The organism is Ruegeria sp. CF8, from assembly GCF_056537285.1.
This window is the reverse complement of the sequence record NZ_JBQFRG010000002.1, coordinates 511,390-525,285: the sequence shown is the minus strand read 5'-3', so window position 1 is coordinate 525,285 and position 13,896 is coordinate 511,390. Positions and strand designations below refer to the sequence as shown.

Here is a 13,896-nt window from a genome sequence, read left to right as displayed (position 1 = left end):
TAATTTTTTTGGTTGTCTTTGTCATAGATTGAATTTCAATGCTGTAAAGGAGGACGCCATGAATCATCTGCTTGATCTTGAAACTTACCCGCTGGATCGACCCGACAGCCCAGAATACGCGAAGTTGGTAGAAAAGTGCAGGGCAGATCTGGCTTCTGATGGCATGTTCAATCTGCCAGGGTTTTTCAAACCCGGGGTTGCGCAGAAGGCGGCAGATGCGGCGAAACCTGCTATGGACACGGCTTCGTTTCGGCATGCGCGCAAACACAATGTCTACTTCAAAGACGAAATGCCCGGTATCGATGACAAACACCCCGCGATGATCAAGTCGCAGACGGTCAATCACACGCTCTGTGCCGATCAGCTAGAAGGTAACCCCGTGATCGAAGTGTATGAATGGCAGCCCTTCGCGGATTTTCTGGCCGAAACTATGGGCAAGGAACGGCTTTATCAAATGGACGACCCGATGGCCCGGGTCAACGTTCAGGCGACGCGGGATGGCGAAGGGTTGAACTGGCATTTCGACCGCTCGGAATTTACCACCACGATCCTGCTTCAGTCGCCTGAGGTGGGTGGAGAGCTTGAGTATCGCAAGGATCTGCGCACGCCGGATGACCAGAACTATGAAGGCGTGGCCGCTGTTCTGGCTGGCAAGGATCCGGAAATCAAACGGATCATGCCTGCGCCGGGCGCGCTGAACGTTTTTCGCGGGGTGAACACACCGCACCGCGTGGTGCCGGTAAAAGGCGACACGGAACGCGTGATCGCGATTTTTTCCTTCTACGAGACACCAGGCGTCGCTTTTTCGGCTGAGGAACAAATCGGTTTCTATGGTCGATCCGTATCATGACGCGGGCGCGCAACGCCTTCAAAGATGATCGCAAGCTGACTTATCTGAACAGCGACGGAGCGGACAAACCACTGATCAGCCCGGTGTCACAAACCACGTTGGACAAGGCCCGCGCCTACCGGTTGACACGGTTGCGCGAGCAAATGGCAGAGCATGATGTGGCAGGCTTGTTGCTTTATGACCCGATCAACATTCGGTATGCGTTCGACAGCTCGAATATGCAGGTATGGACCAGCCACAATCCGGTCCGTTATGCGATGATCCTGGCAGGCGGCCCTGCGATCCTGTGGGAGTTCAAAGGCTGCGAGCATTTGAACGATGGTCTGCCGGGAATAGACGAAATTCGTACTGCCGTGTCTTGGATGTTTATGACCAAGGGCGACAAAGCCTCTGCCGGTGTCGAAGTCTGGGCCGACGAGATAGCCGATGTGCTCGGTCAGCATGGGGGTGGCAACAAGCGCTTTGCGGCAGACAAGCTGGACGGCCCGGGACTACACGCGCTGCAGGAGCGAGGGTTAACCTATGTCGAAGGGGCCGAATTGACGGAACGCGCCCGGTCGATCAAATCCCATGAGGAGATCGAGTTGATGCGCTGGACCATTCGGGTCTGCGAAGCCGGAATGGCGCGCATATATGATCATTCGGTGCCCGGCGTGACCGAGCGTGAGCTTTGGGGTCACCTGCATTTTGAAAACGCGCGTTCGGGCGGCGATTGGCTTGAAACCAAGCTTTTGACCTGTGGGCCGAATACCAACCCTTGGTACAAGGAATGTTCGAACCGGGCTTGCCAATTGGGTGAAATGATCTCGTTCGACACGGATATGGTTGGTCCTTATGGCTATTGCGCGGACCTCAGCCGCAGCTGGACTTGCGGGTACACCCCCATGACAGAAACGCAGCGGCGGATCTATGCGACGGCTTTGGAGCAGATTACCCACAACCTTGACGTGCTGAGGCCGGGTATAAGCTATGCTGAGTTCAACGAAAAAAGCTGGCGTATCCCGGATCGGCATATCGATTTTCGGTATTCGCTAGCTGTGCATGGCGTGGGCATGGCGGATGAATGGCCCGTCATCCCCTTGCACGTCGATTTCGATGAGACAGCCATGTCCGGCTTTATTGAACCGGGGATGGTTGTCTGTGTCGAAAGCCTTGTCGGCGAAAACAGGTCGGAAAGCGTGAAGCTGGAAACACAGGTTCTGGTGACCGAAACAGGGATTGAGCGGCTCGACAGTTTCCCTTGGGAAAGTGTCTAGGCGCGTTCCTTACCCGAACCAGGATAGGCTTGGACAAACGCTTCAAATGGCCTTGTCTGCGGCTTTGGAATGGCCATTGTGGCGGAATGAGCGAACGAAACCTGAGAATCGACAGAGCGACGCTGCTTCCAGAGCAGGGTTTGATCAGTGGTGCAGATCTGTTGAACGCTGGCAAAAAAATGGTGTCGGACTGGAAAGTCGGCACAAGCGCGTTTCAGGTTTCGACCGGTTATAGGAACGAGATTGACTATAAAAAGGCGATGATCCAGTCGGGGCAGGTGATGCAGCACGCACATCTCGGGTTTCGCGATTTGTCACATAGCGTCGATGCCATTCAAAGAGTTTACGACACTTGCCTCGGACGCGGTGCGCGGGTTGATCGGTTCGGCATGTGTCTGGATTGGTCGATGGGATTTCCAAGACATCAACGCACGGAAAAAGCGCGCGGGACCGGGGTCATTTTGAATGACGCGGAAGCCTTTGCACGTCTGACACAGGCTAGCCCCGCGGCAATGCACTTTGGTGATTTCATGCTGGGCTTCCCGGCGGCCCTTGAAAACACTTGCGCGGCGCTGGCGGCCGGGGCCACGACGATCGGCAATCTGGGGCAATATTTCACGTTTCGTTTGCCGGAATACGATAATGACGTAGAGACCACACAAGCGACGGTTCAGGCGCTTGGCCTGATTTCCGCGCAGCCGGTTCCGGTTCTTGTGCACTCCAATCTGGACGACGGGTATGCTGCGGTTTTCGAGGATCTGACGTCGGTTCTGGGTCAGGCGCTGCTTGAAAAACACATCGTGACGGGGCTGATCGGTGCGCCCTATGCAGTGTGTTATGGCCATCATTTCACTGAACCTTTGACCAGGATGGCGTTTCAACGCGCTTTGGAGCAGATCAGTGATGGCGTGCCGGGCTCGCAGATTTACGGCGCGACGGTGCTGTACAAAGGCACACATGCCGAAAACTATGCGGGGCTGTCCTCGTATCTTTTGCCCGATATTGTGGCGCAGCGGTTGCGACCAAGCGGACACGCTTTGAATCCGGTTCCGGTGAGTGAGAATGAACGCATCCCTGACGTGACCGAGATTTGCGACGCGCAATGTCATTTGCACAGGTTGGCCGAGTTGGCAGAAGGGTATCTGCCCCTGTTTGACACGGCCGAGATTGACCGGATCAGCGACACGCTCTTGCGAGAAGGCCGTCGTTTTGCAGATCGGGTTCTTGCAGGATTGTCGCAAGGCGGCATCGACACGGACGATCCGTTCCAGATGCTGTTGGCTCTGCGCCGTATCGGTGGGCGTGCCTTGGAGCATACCTTCGGCGGAGGCGCGCAAAGGCCCGATTCACCGCGGCGCAGAATTCCCATCGTAAGTGCCACAACATATCGCGAACTAGAGGAAGAAGCCGCGCGCTTTCTGGCATCTGACGCCGGTTTGGCGATGACCTGTCTGGCTAAGTCGCCTGCCCGTATTCTGACGGCTACCACTGATGTGCACGAACATGGAAAAATGCTTCTGGATCTGGTGTTCACCAAAGCAGGTTTTGATGTTGAAGATGGCGGCGTATCCAGCGACCCGGATGACGTTGTGGCATTGGTCAGGCAAAGCTCTGCCGACGCCATCGCGCTCAGCACTTATAATGGCGTCGCGCTGCGTTATTCCAAATCCCTGCTGCACAAGCTGAAAGAAGCCGGGCTGGATGTGCCAGTTCTGATCGGTGGCCGGTTGAATGAGATACCGGAAGGCAGCAATACAAGCCTGCCAGTGGATGTCTCTGACCGGTTGACCGAAATCGGTGTCATAGTCTGCGCTGATCTGGATGCCGCCACCGAAGCATTGCGCACTGTGCTGGCCAGTAGCAGCTCAGATCAAGCGTGATGATCACCTTGTTCGTTCCTGCGTCAGCCGAAACGCCGACCAATAGGTAACACCCGTTAAGGATCACCCAGTGGATATGTTTGCAAGGCGCCGCTTATCCATTAGCCTGTAAACGAGGGCTGAACAGGAATAGCAGGCACATGGCCGACTATATCGTACATGCATTGGGTGCCAGCCAGGTTTCGATTACTGGGGGCGAAAGCCTGAGTGGCTTCAGCCAGGGTGACGGTTCAAATCTTGTCGGCGAGTTTATTACAATCGGCACTGGCCCATTGACCGATCTGAACGTCTCAGACGGTGGATCAGACGTCAATTTCGACGACAATGACGGGAACCAGCGCTTAAACGGTGATCAGGTTTTTGATGGCACCACCTATTCCGATGGAACGCGCATTGAGGCCGAATACATCATAACGCTGCGCGACAATAGCACCGGGCAAACCTATCAGGTGCTTGGTGTCAACATTGCCAGCACGTCTCCTTCGTTCGGAACCACCGAAGGTGTGGCCTTTGTCGGCAGTTTCCCACCGCGCGGTGTACCGCTTGAGGTTGTTTCAGCGGCGGAAGGCCCGGGATCTGGGGGCCGCCCACCGATCAACGAAAACAACCTTGTGCCGTGCTTTACCCGGGCTACGTCGATCGCAACGACAACCGGACCAAAGCAAATCGAACAGATCACATTGTCGGACCTTGTTCTCACGCGGGACCATGGCCCACAGCCGTTACGGTGGATCGGCACGCGGCGTGTTGAAGAGGCAGAACTTCGGACCAATTCCAAACTTTACCCGGTTCGAATTCTTGCCGGTTCGCTTGGAAATGGGTTTCCGCAGCGGGATTTGTTGGTGTCCCGGCAACACCGAATGCTGGTTTGCTCGACCATTGCCAGCCGCATGTTTGGTGTCTCGGAGGTTCTTGTCCCGGCAATCAAGTTGACAAGCCTTCCAGGGATTTACGTGGACACGTCGGTTCGGGAGGTGGAGTATTTCCATTTACTGTTTGATCGACACGAGATTGTCTTTGCGGAAGGCACACCGTCCGAGAGTTTGTTTACCGGACCCGAAGCGCTGAAAGCGGTCAGTGACGCGGCACGGGAAGAGATCATCGCGCTGTTCCCGGAACTGACGCAGACAGACGTGTTGCCAGAGCCTGCCGGGTTCATACCTACGGGCAAGCAACAGCGGAAACTTATAGACCGCCACCTGAAAAACGAAAAACCTCTCATGTCTGCGCCTGGAACAATCCTGTAGCTGCGGTTTAGCCAGACTTTGACCTTAGGGTTCAAGTTATGTGAAACCCACAGCCCGGTAAGCCACACCATTCAGACAACAATTCTGCGATCTGATGAATCGGATCACCTTCCTCCAAGTCCTCAGAACGCAAAACCGCATGCCAGGGAACAGTGATGCCATCTTGAGTGACCCGCGCGCCAACGATGCGACCTTCTTTCAGCGCGGATTGCAGCGCCCAGTTGGACAGCACGCTTGTGCCCAGATCCGAGGCGACCAACTCGACAATTGCCTCGGGCAGTTCAACGGTTGCAGCCCATTTCGGGTAACTGTCCGTCGGGCGGAACAGCAATGCAAATTCCCGGTCGGGTTCAGGGATCTTTGTATAAGTGATAAAGGGCTCCCCCACGATGTCAGAGCCTTCGACATACGCACGCTCAGCCAGTCGGTGCGACGGTGGCATGATGTAAAGCAGGGGGTCATCGAACAGTTTGATGCTGCTGAGCCCTGCTTGCGAGACCGTGCCTGAAGTAATCGCAATGTCCAGATGCCGGTTCAAAAGGCCGGTCAACGGATCGCTACGTGCGCCCGCCATGATCTGGATATCGATCCCGTCGGTGCGCGACTTCATAAATTTGATGAAAGAGGGCAACCAGCGATAGTTGCTGTATGCTTCGACCGACAAGCGCACGACATGCTGGACGTTGGCATTCATGCGCCGCACGTCTTCTTCTGCACGGCTAAGGTCGGTCAGGATGCGTTCGGCCACGATTGCCATATAGTCCGCCGCCGGTGTGCGACGCAGTTTCTTGTGCATTCGGGTGAAAAGGGGCACGTCCAGGCGGCGCTCGGCCTCGCGCAGACGGTGCGAAAGGGCCGATGGCGTCACCCCCAATTTCTTGGCGGCATCAGTGATCCGACCCGTTTCGTTGATGGCTTGGATCAGTTGCAGGTGGCGCAGGTCAAGCAGCGGTTTCATGTGTTTCCAGCCTGAAAAAAATTCACAAAAACCAAAAAACTTCGAAATTGAAATTCAGTCAATAACAAGGTGAAGTCCCGCCAGGTTTTCTTTTGGAGCATCCCCCATGAACGTTGACGCCCGACGCGCGATCGAACAGGACAAGGCCCATCACGTCCATCCTCAGTCGAATCTGCGCCAACATGCCGAGAACGGCCCGACGATGATTACTCATGGTAAAGGGGTTTTCATTTATGACAGCGAAGGGCGCGAGATCATAGATGGTTTTTCCGGGCTGGGGTGTGTGTCGCTGGGCTACCACAACGAACGTCTGTCAAACGCGGCCAAGCGGCAGATGGATGTGCTGCCTTTTGCACCCACATTCTACAACCGCTCGCATCCACGTGTTGCGGAATTGGGCGAGCGTCTGATCGGAATGGCTCCGGCAAAAATGGACCGGGTGATGTTCCAGTGTTCGGGGTCCGAGGCCAACGATACCGCAATCAAACTGTTGTGGTACACCAACACCGCAAAAGGCGAGCCGAACCGCCGCAAGATCATTGGTCGGGTGCGCGGTTACCACGGCAACACAATCGCCACGGTTTCGCTTTCGGGTCAGCCGCATATGCATGCCAAATTCGGTCTGCCGCTGCCCGAGTTCAAACATACCGAGTTGCCGAACTATTACCGCTTCCACATAGATGGCGAGAGCGAAGAAGAGTTCTCCGCCCGGATGGCTGCAAAACTCGAAAAGCTGATATTGTCGGAAGGCCCTGAAACTGTTGCAGCTTTCTTCGCCGAGCCCGCCATTTCCGGTGGCGGCGCGCTGATGCCGCCTGAAGGCTACTGGAAGGAAATGCAGGCGGTTCTGCGCAAATATGACATCAAGTTCCTGGCTGACGAAGTGGTCTGTGGCTTTGGCCGAACCGGCAATATGTGGGGATCCCAGACCTGGGGGCTGGAGCCTGACATGATCTCTTGCGCCAAGGCGCTTTCGGCTGCGTTTTTCCCGATCTCTGCTTTGATGTTCAAGGACGAGATGTATGCCGACATGATGAAAAACTCGGACGAGGTTGGTACTTTTGGCCATGGGTACACATACGCTGGTCACCCGGTTGGCGCTGCCGTTGGGCTTGAGGCTTTGGACATCTACGATGAAATGGATCTGGTGGGTCACGTCCGTAAGGTCTCGACCCGGTTCCTTGAGAAATGTCATGCTCTGGCCGACCACCCGCTGGTTGCCGAGGTGCGCGGTGTCGGTCTGTTCTGTGGCTTTGAGCTGATGAAAGACGCTAAAGCCCGTGAACCGTTCGACCCCTCTTGGAAAGTCGGTGAACTTGTGCAGAACTTCGCCCATGATCGGGGTCTCTATCTTCGAGCAATCGGTGATCGGATGAGCTTTATGCCGCCGCTGATTATCAACGAGGATGAGATCGACATCGCAACTGAACGGTTCAAGGGTGCGTTGGATGACGCCTGGGCTGTGGTGCGCGCCAAAATCTGATTACGTTTTTAGAGGTTGGGCATATGCTCTCGCCTGATCTCTGCGCCGCCGGCTCTCCCAACTTTCGGCGGCGCGCCTTATTTTGAATTGCCCCAGCCTGCCAAGGAGAACAGGGATGACAACACCGCTGGAACCGAAACTGCCCGATGCGGGTTTGGCTGGAAACTATATCAACGGGGCTTGGCATTGGCCTGAAGGGCGGCTCGAGATCGAAAACCCCTCACGTCGTTCGCCGATTTGCGAAGTCGGTCGCGGCACGTCAATCGAGGTCGATTTGGCCGTCGCCGCCGCCCGTGCCGCGTTGCCAGCTTGGCGCGCTTTGGCTGCGAGTGAGCGTGGAAAACTGCTCACCGAACTCGGACGTCGCCTGGAAGAAAACGCTGAAGAGGTGGCCCGTGTCTTGGCGGCAGAGTCCGGTAACGCCATCAAGACGCAATCGCGGGGCGAGGCGATGGGTGCTGCTGGTGTTCTTAAGTATTACGGCGGCGTGGCGGTTGAACAGAAAGGCGAGACTCTGCCGCTTGGGCCTGGATTATTGAGTTATTCCACACGCGAACCGCATGGGGTTGTCGGGTCGATCATCCCCTGGAACTCTCCTTTGCAGTTGGGGGCGGTGAAGATTTCGATGGCATTGGCAACCGGGAATTGTCTGGTGCTGAAACCGGCCGAAGACGCACCGCTGGCGATCCTGAAATTGGCTGAACTCGCGGATGGTCTGTTCCCGCCGGGTGTCTTCAATGTTGTGACGGGGCTGGGTGAAGAAGCAGGTGCAACACTTGCTTCGCATCCGGGTATCGATAAGGTATCCTTTACCGGTTCAAGCGAGGTCGGCAAACTGATTGGCAAGGCCACGGCCGATCGCATCGCCAAACTGACGCTGGAACTGGGTGGTAAGTCCCCCACAATCGTTTTCCCCGACGCCATTGCCGATGGTCGTCTGGACAACACGGCGCAGCAGGTGGCGAATGCCATGCGTTTTGCCCGTCAGGGTCAAAGCTGCACCGCGGGTTCACGGCTGTTTGTGCATAAGGACATCTGGGACGAGTTGATGCCCAAGGTTGCCGAGAAATCCGCCGCACTGAATGTGGGCGACGCGCTGGATCCGGATGTAGATATGGGCGCGGTCGTGAACGCTGAACGCTATGGCGAGATCCGCGCCTATGTGGCCGAAGCCGAATCCGAAGGCGCCACCTTCCTGATCGGGGAAACTCCGGCTGAGGACCCGGCTGGCTTCTGTCCCAACCCGACCATCATCACCGGTGTTGACAACACTTGGCGCATCGCGCGAGAAGAGGTGTTTGGCCCGGTCATGGTCGCCATCCCCTTCGAGACGGAAGAAGAGGTCATCGCGATGGCCAATGACACCCATTACGGGCTGGCCGCGTTTCTGTTTACCCATGATGTCAGCCGCATCACGCGCCTGACGCGTGCCATCGATGCGGGCTGGATACAGGTCAATCAGGGCGGTGGGCAGATCCCCGGCATGTCCTATGGCGGCACCAAGCAATCGGGCATGGGCAGTGAATACTCGATCGAAGGCGCGCTTGAGGCCTACACTTACCGCAAATGTGTCACCATCAACATCGAGGGTGGCGCGTGAGCACGGATCGCTTTGGCAATGCCATTGACCCGGGTGTGGGATATGCCCGGGGTTCGCTTTTGCAAGGTTCAGCGGATGAGGTACGTCGGTTGGCGCAGGCCGGTCGCGTTGCTGCGGATTTCGTGGAACGCGAAGGTATCGACAAGATCGCCATTTGTACTGGGAACCTGCGGTTCTACCCAGCGACCCCGGACGATCTGAGCCTGCTGTGCGAAGAATGGATCGGTCCCGGCCTTTTTGGCGAAGAACTGCGCCAAACCGCAATCGCTCATATGGGTGGGCAGGGGCACGAAGCCGCAGCGGTGGTGAACCGTACAAGCGCCGGGATCGTTGCTACTGTATTGGCGCATTCCGCAGGTAAGCCGGTGTTGTCGTTGGTTGCAAACGGCGACCGGAGCCATGCCTCGGTTCTGCGCGGAGCGCGGCTGGCCAATGTGCAGGTCCGCGAAGTTCATGACTTGGAGTCTGTCAAACTGGCGTTGGCCGAGGACAGCCCCGCGTTGTTTGTGATCACGCCTGTCACTTCTGAGCTGTCCATGCTGAGCGATGACCTGATCCGCGACGCTGTGTCGGCAGGCAAAAATGCGGGCTGCGTCACGTTCCTTGACGACGCTTACGGTGCGCGGTTCCGCCCTGTTCTGCATGGCGGTGGGGCGTCGCTTTCGTTTGGGGCCGATCTGGTTATCACCAATGCAGACAAGGCGGGTTTGTCCGGCCCGCGTGCCGGAGTTCTTTGTGGCGACCCGGTTGTGTTGGTCCCTGTGCAGGCCAAAGCCAGCGAATTAGGGATGGAGGCCCGCGCGCCCATCGCAGTCGGTGCGATGCGCAGCTTGCAGGGATTCACTCCGGAACTGTTGCTGCAAGAGGCACAGGATGGGCAAGACCTTGCGACCGCCTTGGAATCCGCGCTTGGGACGGATCGAGTGACACGCTCGGCGCTTGGTCCGAAGATTGACGAACAAGACGCGATGGAGATCGTCCTTGGCATGGCCGAGATTGAAAACGCTGACGTCGTCCCTGCCGAAGTGACGGCCGCGATTGGAATGTTGATGCTGCGTGACAGGGGCATTGTGACGGTCAATACACATGGCCAACCCGGCGGGCGTGTCTCGATCCGGTTGAAACCAACATCCGGTGCCGTGGCCCGTGCCGGGGGTGCTATGGCGGTGGCTGACTGTTTGAAGTCGGCAATGCGCCAGACGGCGCAGCACTTGCACGACAAGACATGGTTCGCGGCAACACTGTTTGGAGACACGTGAATGGCCGATACGACTCTGATCACACGACTGGACAACCGGCTGGACCAGTTGGTGAATATCGACATGGGCGAGCGTGGCGTCGAGCACTTGTTCGAGGCCGCGCGCGCGCTGGAAGGTCGGTCGTTGGTCGGCGCTGCGGCAGACGCGCTGATGGCGGTGCCCGAGGGTGGAACGGTAATACTGACCACCGGTTCGGTTTCGCGCGCCTGGATCACGCAGGATTTGGGTGAAAACGATGGCCCCTCAGGCGCGGCGGCGATTGCAAGGGCATTGGTGCTGGCGCGGAACGTGACCTGCGTGATGTTGTGCGAAGAAACTCTGCTGCCCGCAATCCGCAACTCCTGTCAGGCTGCGGGGTTGTTTCCGGTGACGCTGGAACAGGCGGCGATTGCCAAGGCTGACAAAAGCCTCGCCACGATTGTCATGTTGCCTTACGCGACCGATGACGCGGGCGGGCAGGCGCAGGCAGAAACGCTGCTGGCAGACCTGAACCCCGATCTTCTGTTCTCGACAGAACGGGTGGGGCGCAATGAATTCGGTGTTTATCATTCCATGCGCGGTATCGACTATGGCATGGGCCGCGCGCGTGTTGATTTCCTGTTCGACCTTGCCTTGGAGCGCGGTATTCCTGTTGTCGCAGTCGGAGATGGCGGTAACGAAATTGGCATGGGCAAAGTCACCGATCACGTCAAGGCACACGTACCATTCGGGGATAAGTGCCAATGCGGATGCGGCGGTGGCATTGGCGCAGTGACCAGCTGTGATGTGCTGGTAACAGCCGCATGTTCCAACTGGGGCTGCACCGCAATTGCCGCAGCAATGGCCGCTCGTACGGGTGACGCGAAATTGCTGCATACACCAGACCGAGAGGCCCTATTGCTAGATACGATGGTCGCCAACGGCCTGATCAACTCAACCCACGGGATCGTCGATGACAGTGTCGACGGTTTCCCACGCCAAAGTCATATCGCGGTGGCCGAGCTTTGCCGCACGATCGTGAGCCGCGCGCTCTGAAAACTTACAGGACTGAACAATGATCCAAGACAATCCCGCCCTCATCGAAGCAATCCGTAACCGGTTCGCGCATGTCGACTCCTGCCCGTTTCAAGGTGAACGGATCTTTTTTGAGAATGCAGGTGGTGCGTTGACGTTGAAATCGGTCGCGGAAACCTCGGCCTTTTATGCAGCGATCCCGGACAATCCGGGCCGTATCAATCCTGCGGGGCAGGGCACTCAGAACGTGATCAACAAGGCCAAGCAAGATCTGGCCGTATTCATGAACGCTTCGTCCGGTCAGTTCTTTGCCGGGGAAAGCGGGACGGAACTGTTGTTCCGCATGATCCGAACGGCGTGTCTGGCCGCGCCAAAAGGGTCCAAGGTGATCGGGTCGTCCATCGAGCACCCCGCCACCCGCAGTGCCGCACGCCGTTGGGCTGAGATCGCAGGTCTGGACTATGTCAACGTGCCCCATGACAATGAAACAGGTCTGGTAACACCTCAGGACTATGCCGCACTTATGACCCCGGATGTAGCAGTGGCGACGATACTGCATGCGTCACCTGTCACGGGCATGGGTATGGATGTTGCAGCAATTTCGGCGGCCATTCGGGCGGTTGCGCCAGACTGTCTGATTGTTGTTGACGGCATTCAGCACGCGGCACACGGACAGTTGGACCTGGACGCTTATAATGTCGATGGCTACGCGATCTCGCCCTACAAAGTTTTCTCGCGTCATGGCTATGGCATTGCCTGGATCTCTGACAAGCTAAGCGCTCTGCCGCATGATATGCTGATCGACGCACCAGCCACAGGGTGGGAGTTCGGCACCCGCGACACCGGGTCTTACGCGACAGTTTCGGACGTGGTGTCTTATTTTGATTGGCTGGGTGGCGAAGTTTCGGATGAAAGCGATCCTCGCAAGCGGATCGAAGCCGCGGGTCGCGCAATTCACGCCTATGAAACGCACCTGACCAGCACCGCAATCAACGGCACAGGCAACCTGCCGGGACTACGCGACATGGATCACGTGACCATTTTGGCTGGGGCAGAAAACCCGGCGCGCGAGGGGTTGGTTTCTATCGTGGTTAAAGACAAAGCCTCGGAAGACGTGGTTGAAGTACTGAACCAGCAAGGCATCCGCACCCACACCCGCAAGGCGGACCATTATTCGGGCAATGTTCTGACACCGCTGGGTCTGCCCGACTGTATTCGCATTTCGTTTTGCCACTACAACACAGAGCAGGAAATCGCCCGTCTTCTGGCGGCAGTGAAAGAGCTGGGTGGCGACTGACGGTCCCGCACATCAACCGAACTGAAACGTTTCTGTAAGGCAGGATGATCAGGATGGGGCACTTCGACTCAGAGTTCAAAGTAAGCCGGGGTTGCCCGGTTGAACTGAAACGCTTCATCTTCCTAGCCATGCCGGGGTTTTCGGCACTTGATCTGGGCTCTGGCGTTGATGCATTGGCCGCCGCCAACAAAGCGGCAGAGCAAGTTTTGTTCCGCTGGCAGATTGTCAGCGAAGACGGCGCCCCAGTGGTGTCATCAGCGGGTATGAACATCGCGGTTGAGGGCGCACTGCCAGCGGTCCAGAACGGCGATTGCATAGTGGTATGCGCCTCCATCGACACCCAGAAAGCGCCAACATCGGAAAGGATCAATGCCTGGCTTCGCAAGGCTACCCGGCAAGGGGCTCGGCTTTGCGGCCTGGGTGGGGGAGCGCTTTATCTGGCCCTCATAGGATTGGCGCAAAAAGGCAAGATCTGCGCGCATTGGCGCTTGCAGCCAGTTTTTGAGGAAACCTTCCTGAAACTGGACCCTGTCTGCACAATCTATGAAGAAGAAGCCAATTTCCTGTCCAGCGCCGGTGGGGCCGCGACGCTTGATCTGTTCCTAGCCGTAATTCGGCAAACAGCGGGCGCAGCGATTTCGAACCGTGTTGCGGACGACCTGCTATGCGCGTCGGTGCGACCGGGCGACAGCCGTCAAACTATGACTGACCGTTGCAGATTGCAGCATAGGAACGAAAAACTCTCAAGGGCGGTCGCGGTGATCCAGGACAGTCTGGAAGAGCCTCTCCCTACATCCATGCTTGCACAGAAAGTCGGAATATCTACGCGCCAACTGGAGCGTCTGTTTGGGCGTTATCTGGGGTGTACGCCTAAAACCTATATGACGAACCTGCGGTTGGACAGGGCACGCGTGCTGTTACAACAGACCCATATGAGCGTGATCGACGTCGCCGTCGCATGCGGCTTTTCCTCTGCCAGTCATTTTTCAAAACTGTATCGCAGGCAATTCGGAATCTCACCTCATATCGAGCAGAGCGCGCCTTAGGGCCAGCATCTAATGGCTGGCAGAGGC

Annotated in this window: 11 protein-coding genes; 10 read left to right on the top strand and 1 reads right to left on the bottom strand. The window is 57.1% G+C overall.

The window, feature by feature from the left end; translation table 11 throughout:
- Positions 1-58: 58 nt before the first annotated feature.
- From ACR0EV_RS06945 to ACR0EV_RS06930, 4 genes are all read left to right on the top strand, one after another.
- Positions 59-850, top strand: coding sequence for a 2OG-Fe(II) oxygenase family protein (locus ACR0EV_RS06945; RefSeq protein ID WP_480799422.1), 792 nt, complete (start codon positions 59-61; stop codon positions 848-850).
- The gene (locus tag ACR0EV_RS06940) at positions 847-2,106 is read left to right on the top strand and encodes a M24 family metallopeptidase (protein ID WP_480799421.1); all 1,260 of its coding nucleotides are present in this window, start codon (positions 847-849) and stop codon (positions 2,104-2,106) included. Before ACR0EV_RS06945 ends, ACR0EV_RS06940 begins: the two co-directional genes overlap by 4 nt.
- Before the next feature lie 86 nt (positions 2,107-2,192).
- A complete protein-coding gene (locus ACR0EV_RS06935; RefSeq protein ID WP_480799420.1) occupies positions 2,193-3,986 on the top strand; it encodes a cobalamin-dependent protein in 1,794 nt (597 codons plus the stop codon).
- Positions 3,987-4,126: 140 nt separating this feature from the next.
- Positions 4,127-5,233, top strand: coding sequence for a Hint domain-containing protein (locus tag ACR0EV_RS06930; protein WP_480799419.1), 1,107 nt, complete (start codon positions 4,127-4,129; stop codon positions 5,231-5,233).
- Positions 5,234-5,264: 31 nt separating this feature from the next.
- On the opposite strand, the gene ACR0EV_RS06925 is transcribed toward ACR0EV_RS06930, so the two are convergent.
- Positions 5,265-6,191 (bottom strand): LysR family transcriptional regulator, encoded by a 927-nt coding sequence (locus ACR0EV_RS06925; RefSeq protein ID WP_480799418.1) that lies wholly within the window; start codon positions 6,189-6,191, stop codon positions 5,265-5,267.
- 106 nt (positions 6,192-6,297) lie between these two features.
- On the opposite strand from ACR0EV_RS06925, the gene ACR0EV_RS06920 reads away from it, so the two are divergent.
- From ACR0EV_RS06920 to ACR0EV_RS06895, 6 genes are all read left to right on the top strand, one after another.
- Positions 6,298-7,674: an aminotransferase gene (locus ACR0EV_RS06920; protein ID WP_480799417.1), complete on the top strand. Its 1,377-nt coding sequence runs from the start codon at positions 6,298-6,300 to the stop codon at positions 7,672-7,674.
- Positions 7,675-7,789: 115 nt separating this feature from the next.
- The gene (locus ACR0EV_RS06915) at positions 7,790-9,274 is read left to right on the top strand and encodes an aldehyde dehydrogenase family protein (protein ID WP_480799416.1); all 1,485 of its coding nucleotides are present in this window, start codon (positions 7,790-7,792) and stop codon (positions 9,272-9,274) included.
- Positions 9,271-10,533 (top strand): hypothetical protein, encoded by a 1,263-nt coding sequence (locus ACR0EV_RS06910; protein ID WP_480799415.1) that lies wholly within the window; start codon positions 9,271-9,273, stop codon positions 10,531-10,533. The genes ACR0EV_RS06915 and ACR0EV_RS06910 overlap by 4 nt, the downstream gene beginning before the upstream one ends.
- Entirely contained in the window at positions 10,534-11,547 is a 1,014-nt protein-coding gene (locus tag ACR0EV_RS06905; protein WP_480799414.1) for a glutamate cyclase domain-containing protein, read from the top strand. It begins immediately after the preceding gene.
- A gap of 19 nt (positions 11,548-11,566) precedes the next feature.
- Positions 11,567-12,823, top strand: a complete 1,257-nt coding sequence (locus ACR0EV_RS06900; protein ID WP_480799413.1) for an aminotransferase class V-fold PLP-dependent enzyme — start codon at positions 11,567-11,569, stop codon at positions 12,821-12,823.
- A 53-nt stretch (positions 12,824-12,876) separates the two neighbouring features.
- Positions 12,877-13,869: a GlxA family transcriptional regulator gene (locus ACR0EV_RS06895; protein ID WP_480799412.1), complete on the top strand. Its 993-nt coding sequence runs from the start codon at positions 12,877-12,879 to the stop codon at positions 13,867-13,869.
- Positions 13,870-13,896 lie beyond the last annotated feature (27 nt).

Excerpts from the sequence above, each read along its gene's own strand:
- ACR0EV_RS06945 (WP_480799422.1), top strand. The coding sequence starts at position 59 with ATGAATCATCTGCTTGATCTTGAAACTTACCCGCTGGATCGACCCGAC.
- ACR0EV_RS06940 (WP_480799421.1), top strand. The coding sequence starts at position 847 with ATGACGCGGGCGCGCAACGCCTTCAAAGATGATCGCAAGCTGACTTAT.
- ACR0EV_RS06935 (WP_480799420.1), top strand. The coding sequence starts at position 2,193 with ATGAGCGAACGAAACCTGAGAATCGACAGAGCGACGCTGCTTCCAGAG.
- ACR0EV_RS06930 (WP_480799419.1), top strand. The coding sequence starts at position 4,127 with ATGGCCGACTATATCGTACATGCATTGGGTGCCAGCCAGGTTTCGATT.
- ACR0EV_RS06925 (WP_480799418.1), bottom strand. The coding sequence starts at position 6,191 with ATGAAACCGCTGCTTGACCTGCGCCACCTGCAACTGATCCAAGCCATC.
- ACR0EV_RS06920 (WP_480799417.1), top strand. The coding sequence starts at position 6,298 with ATGAACGTTGACGCCCGACGCGCGATCGAACAGGACAAGGCCCATCAC.
- ACR0EV_RS06915 (WP_480799416.1), top strand. The coding sequence starts at position 7,790 with ATGACAACACCGCTGGAACCGAAACTGCCCGATGCGGGTTTGGCTGGA.
- ACR0EV_RS06905 (WP_480799414.1), top strand. The coding sequence starts at position 10,534 with ATGGCCGATACGACTCTGATCACACGACTGGACAACCGGCTGGACCAG.
- ACR0EV_RS06900 (WP_480799413.1), top strand. The coding sequence starts at position 11,567 with ATGATCCAAGACAATCCCGCCCTCATCGAAGCAATCCGTAACCGGTTC.
- ACR0EV_RS06895 (WP_480799412.1), top strand. The coding sequence starts at position 12,877 with ATGGGGCACTTCGACTCAGAGTTCAAAGTAAGCCGGGGTTGCCCGGTT.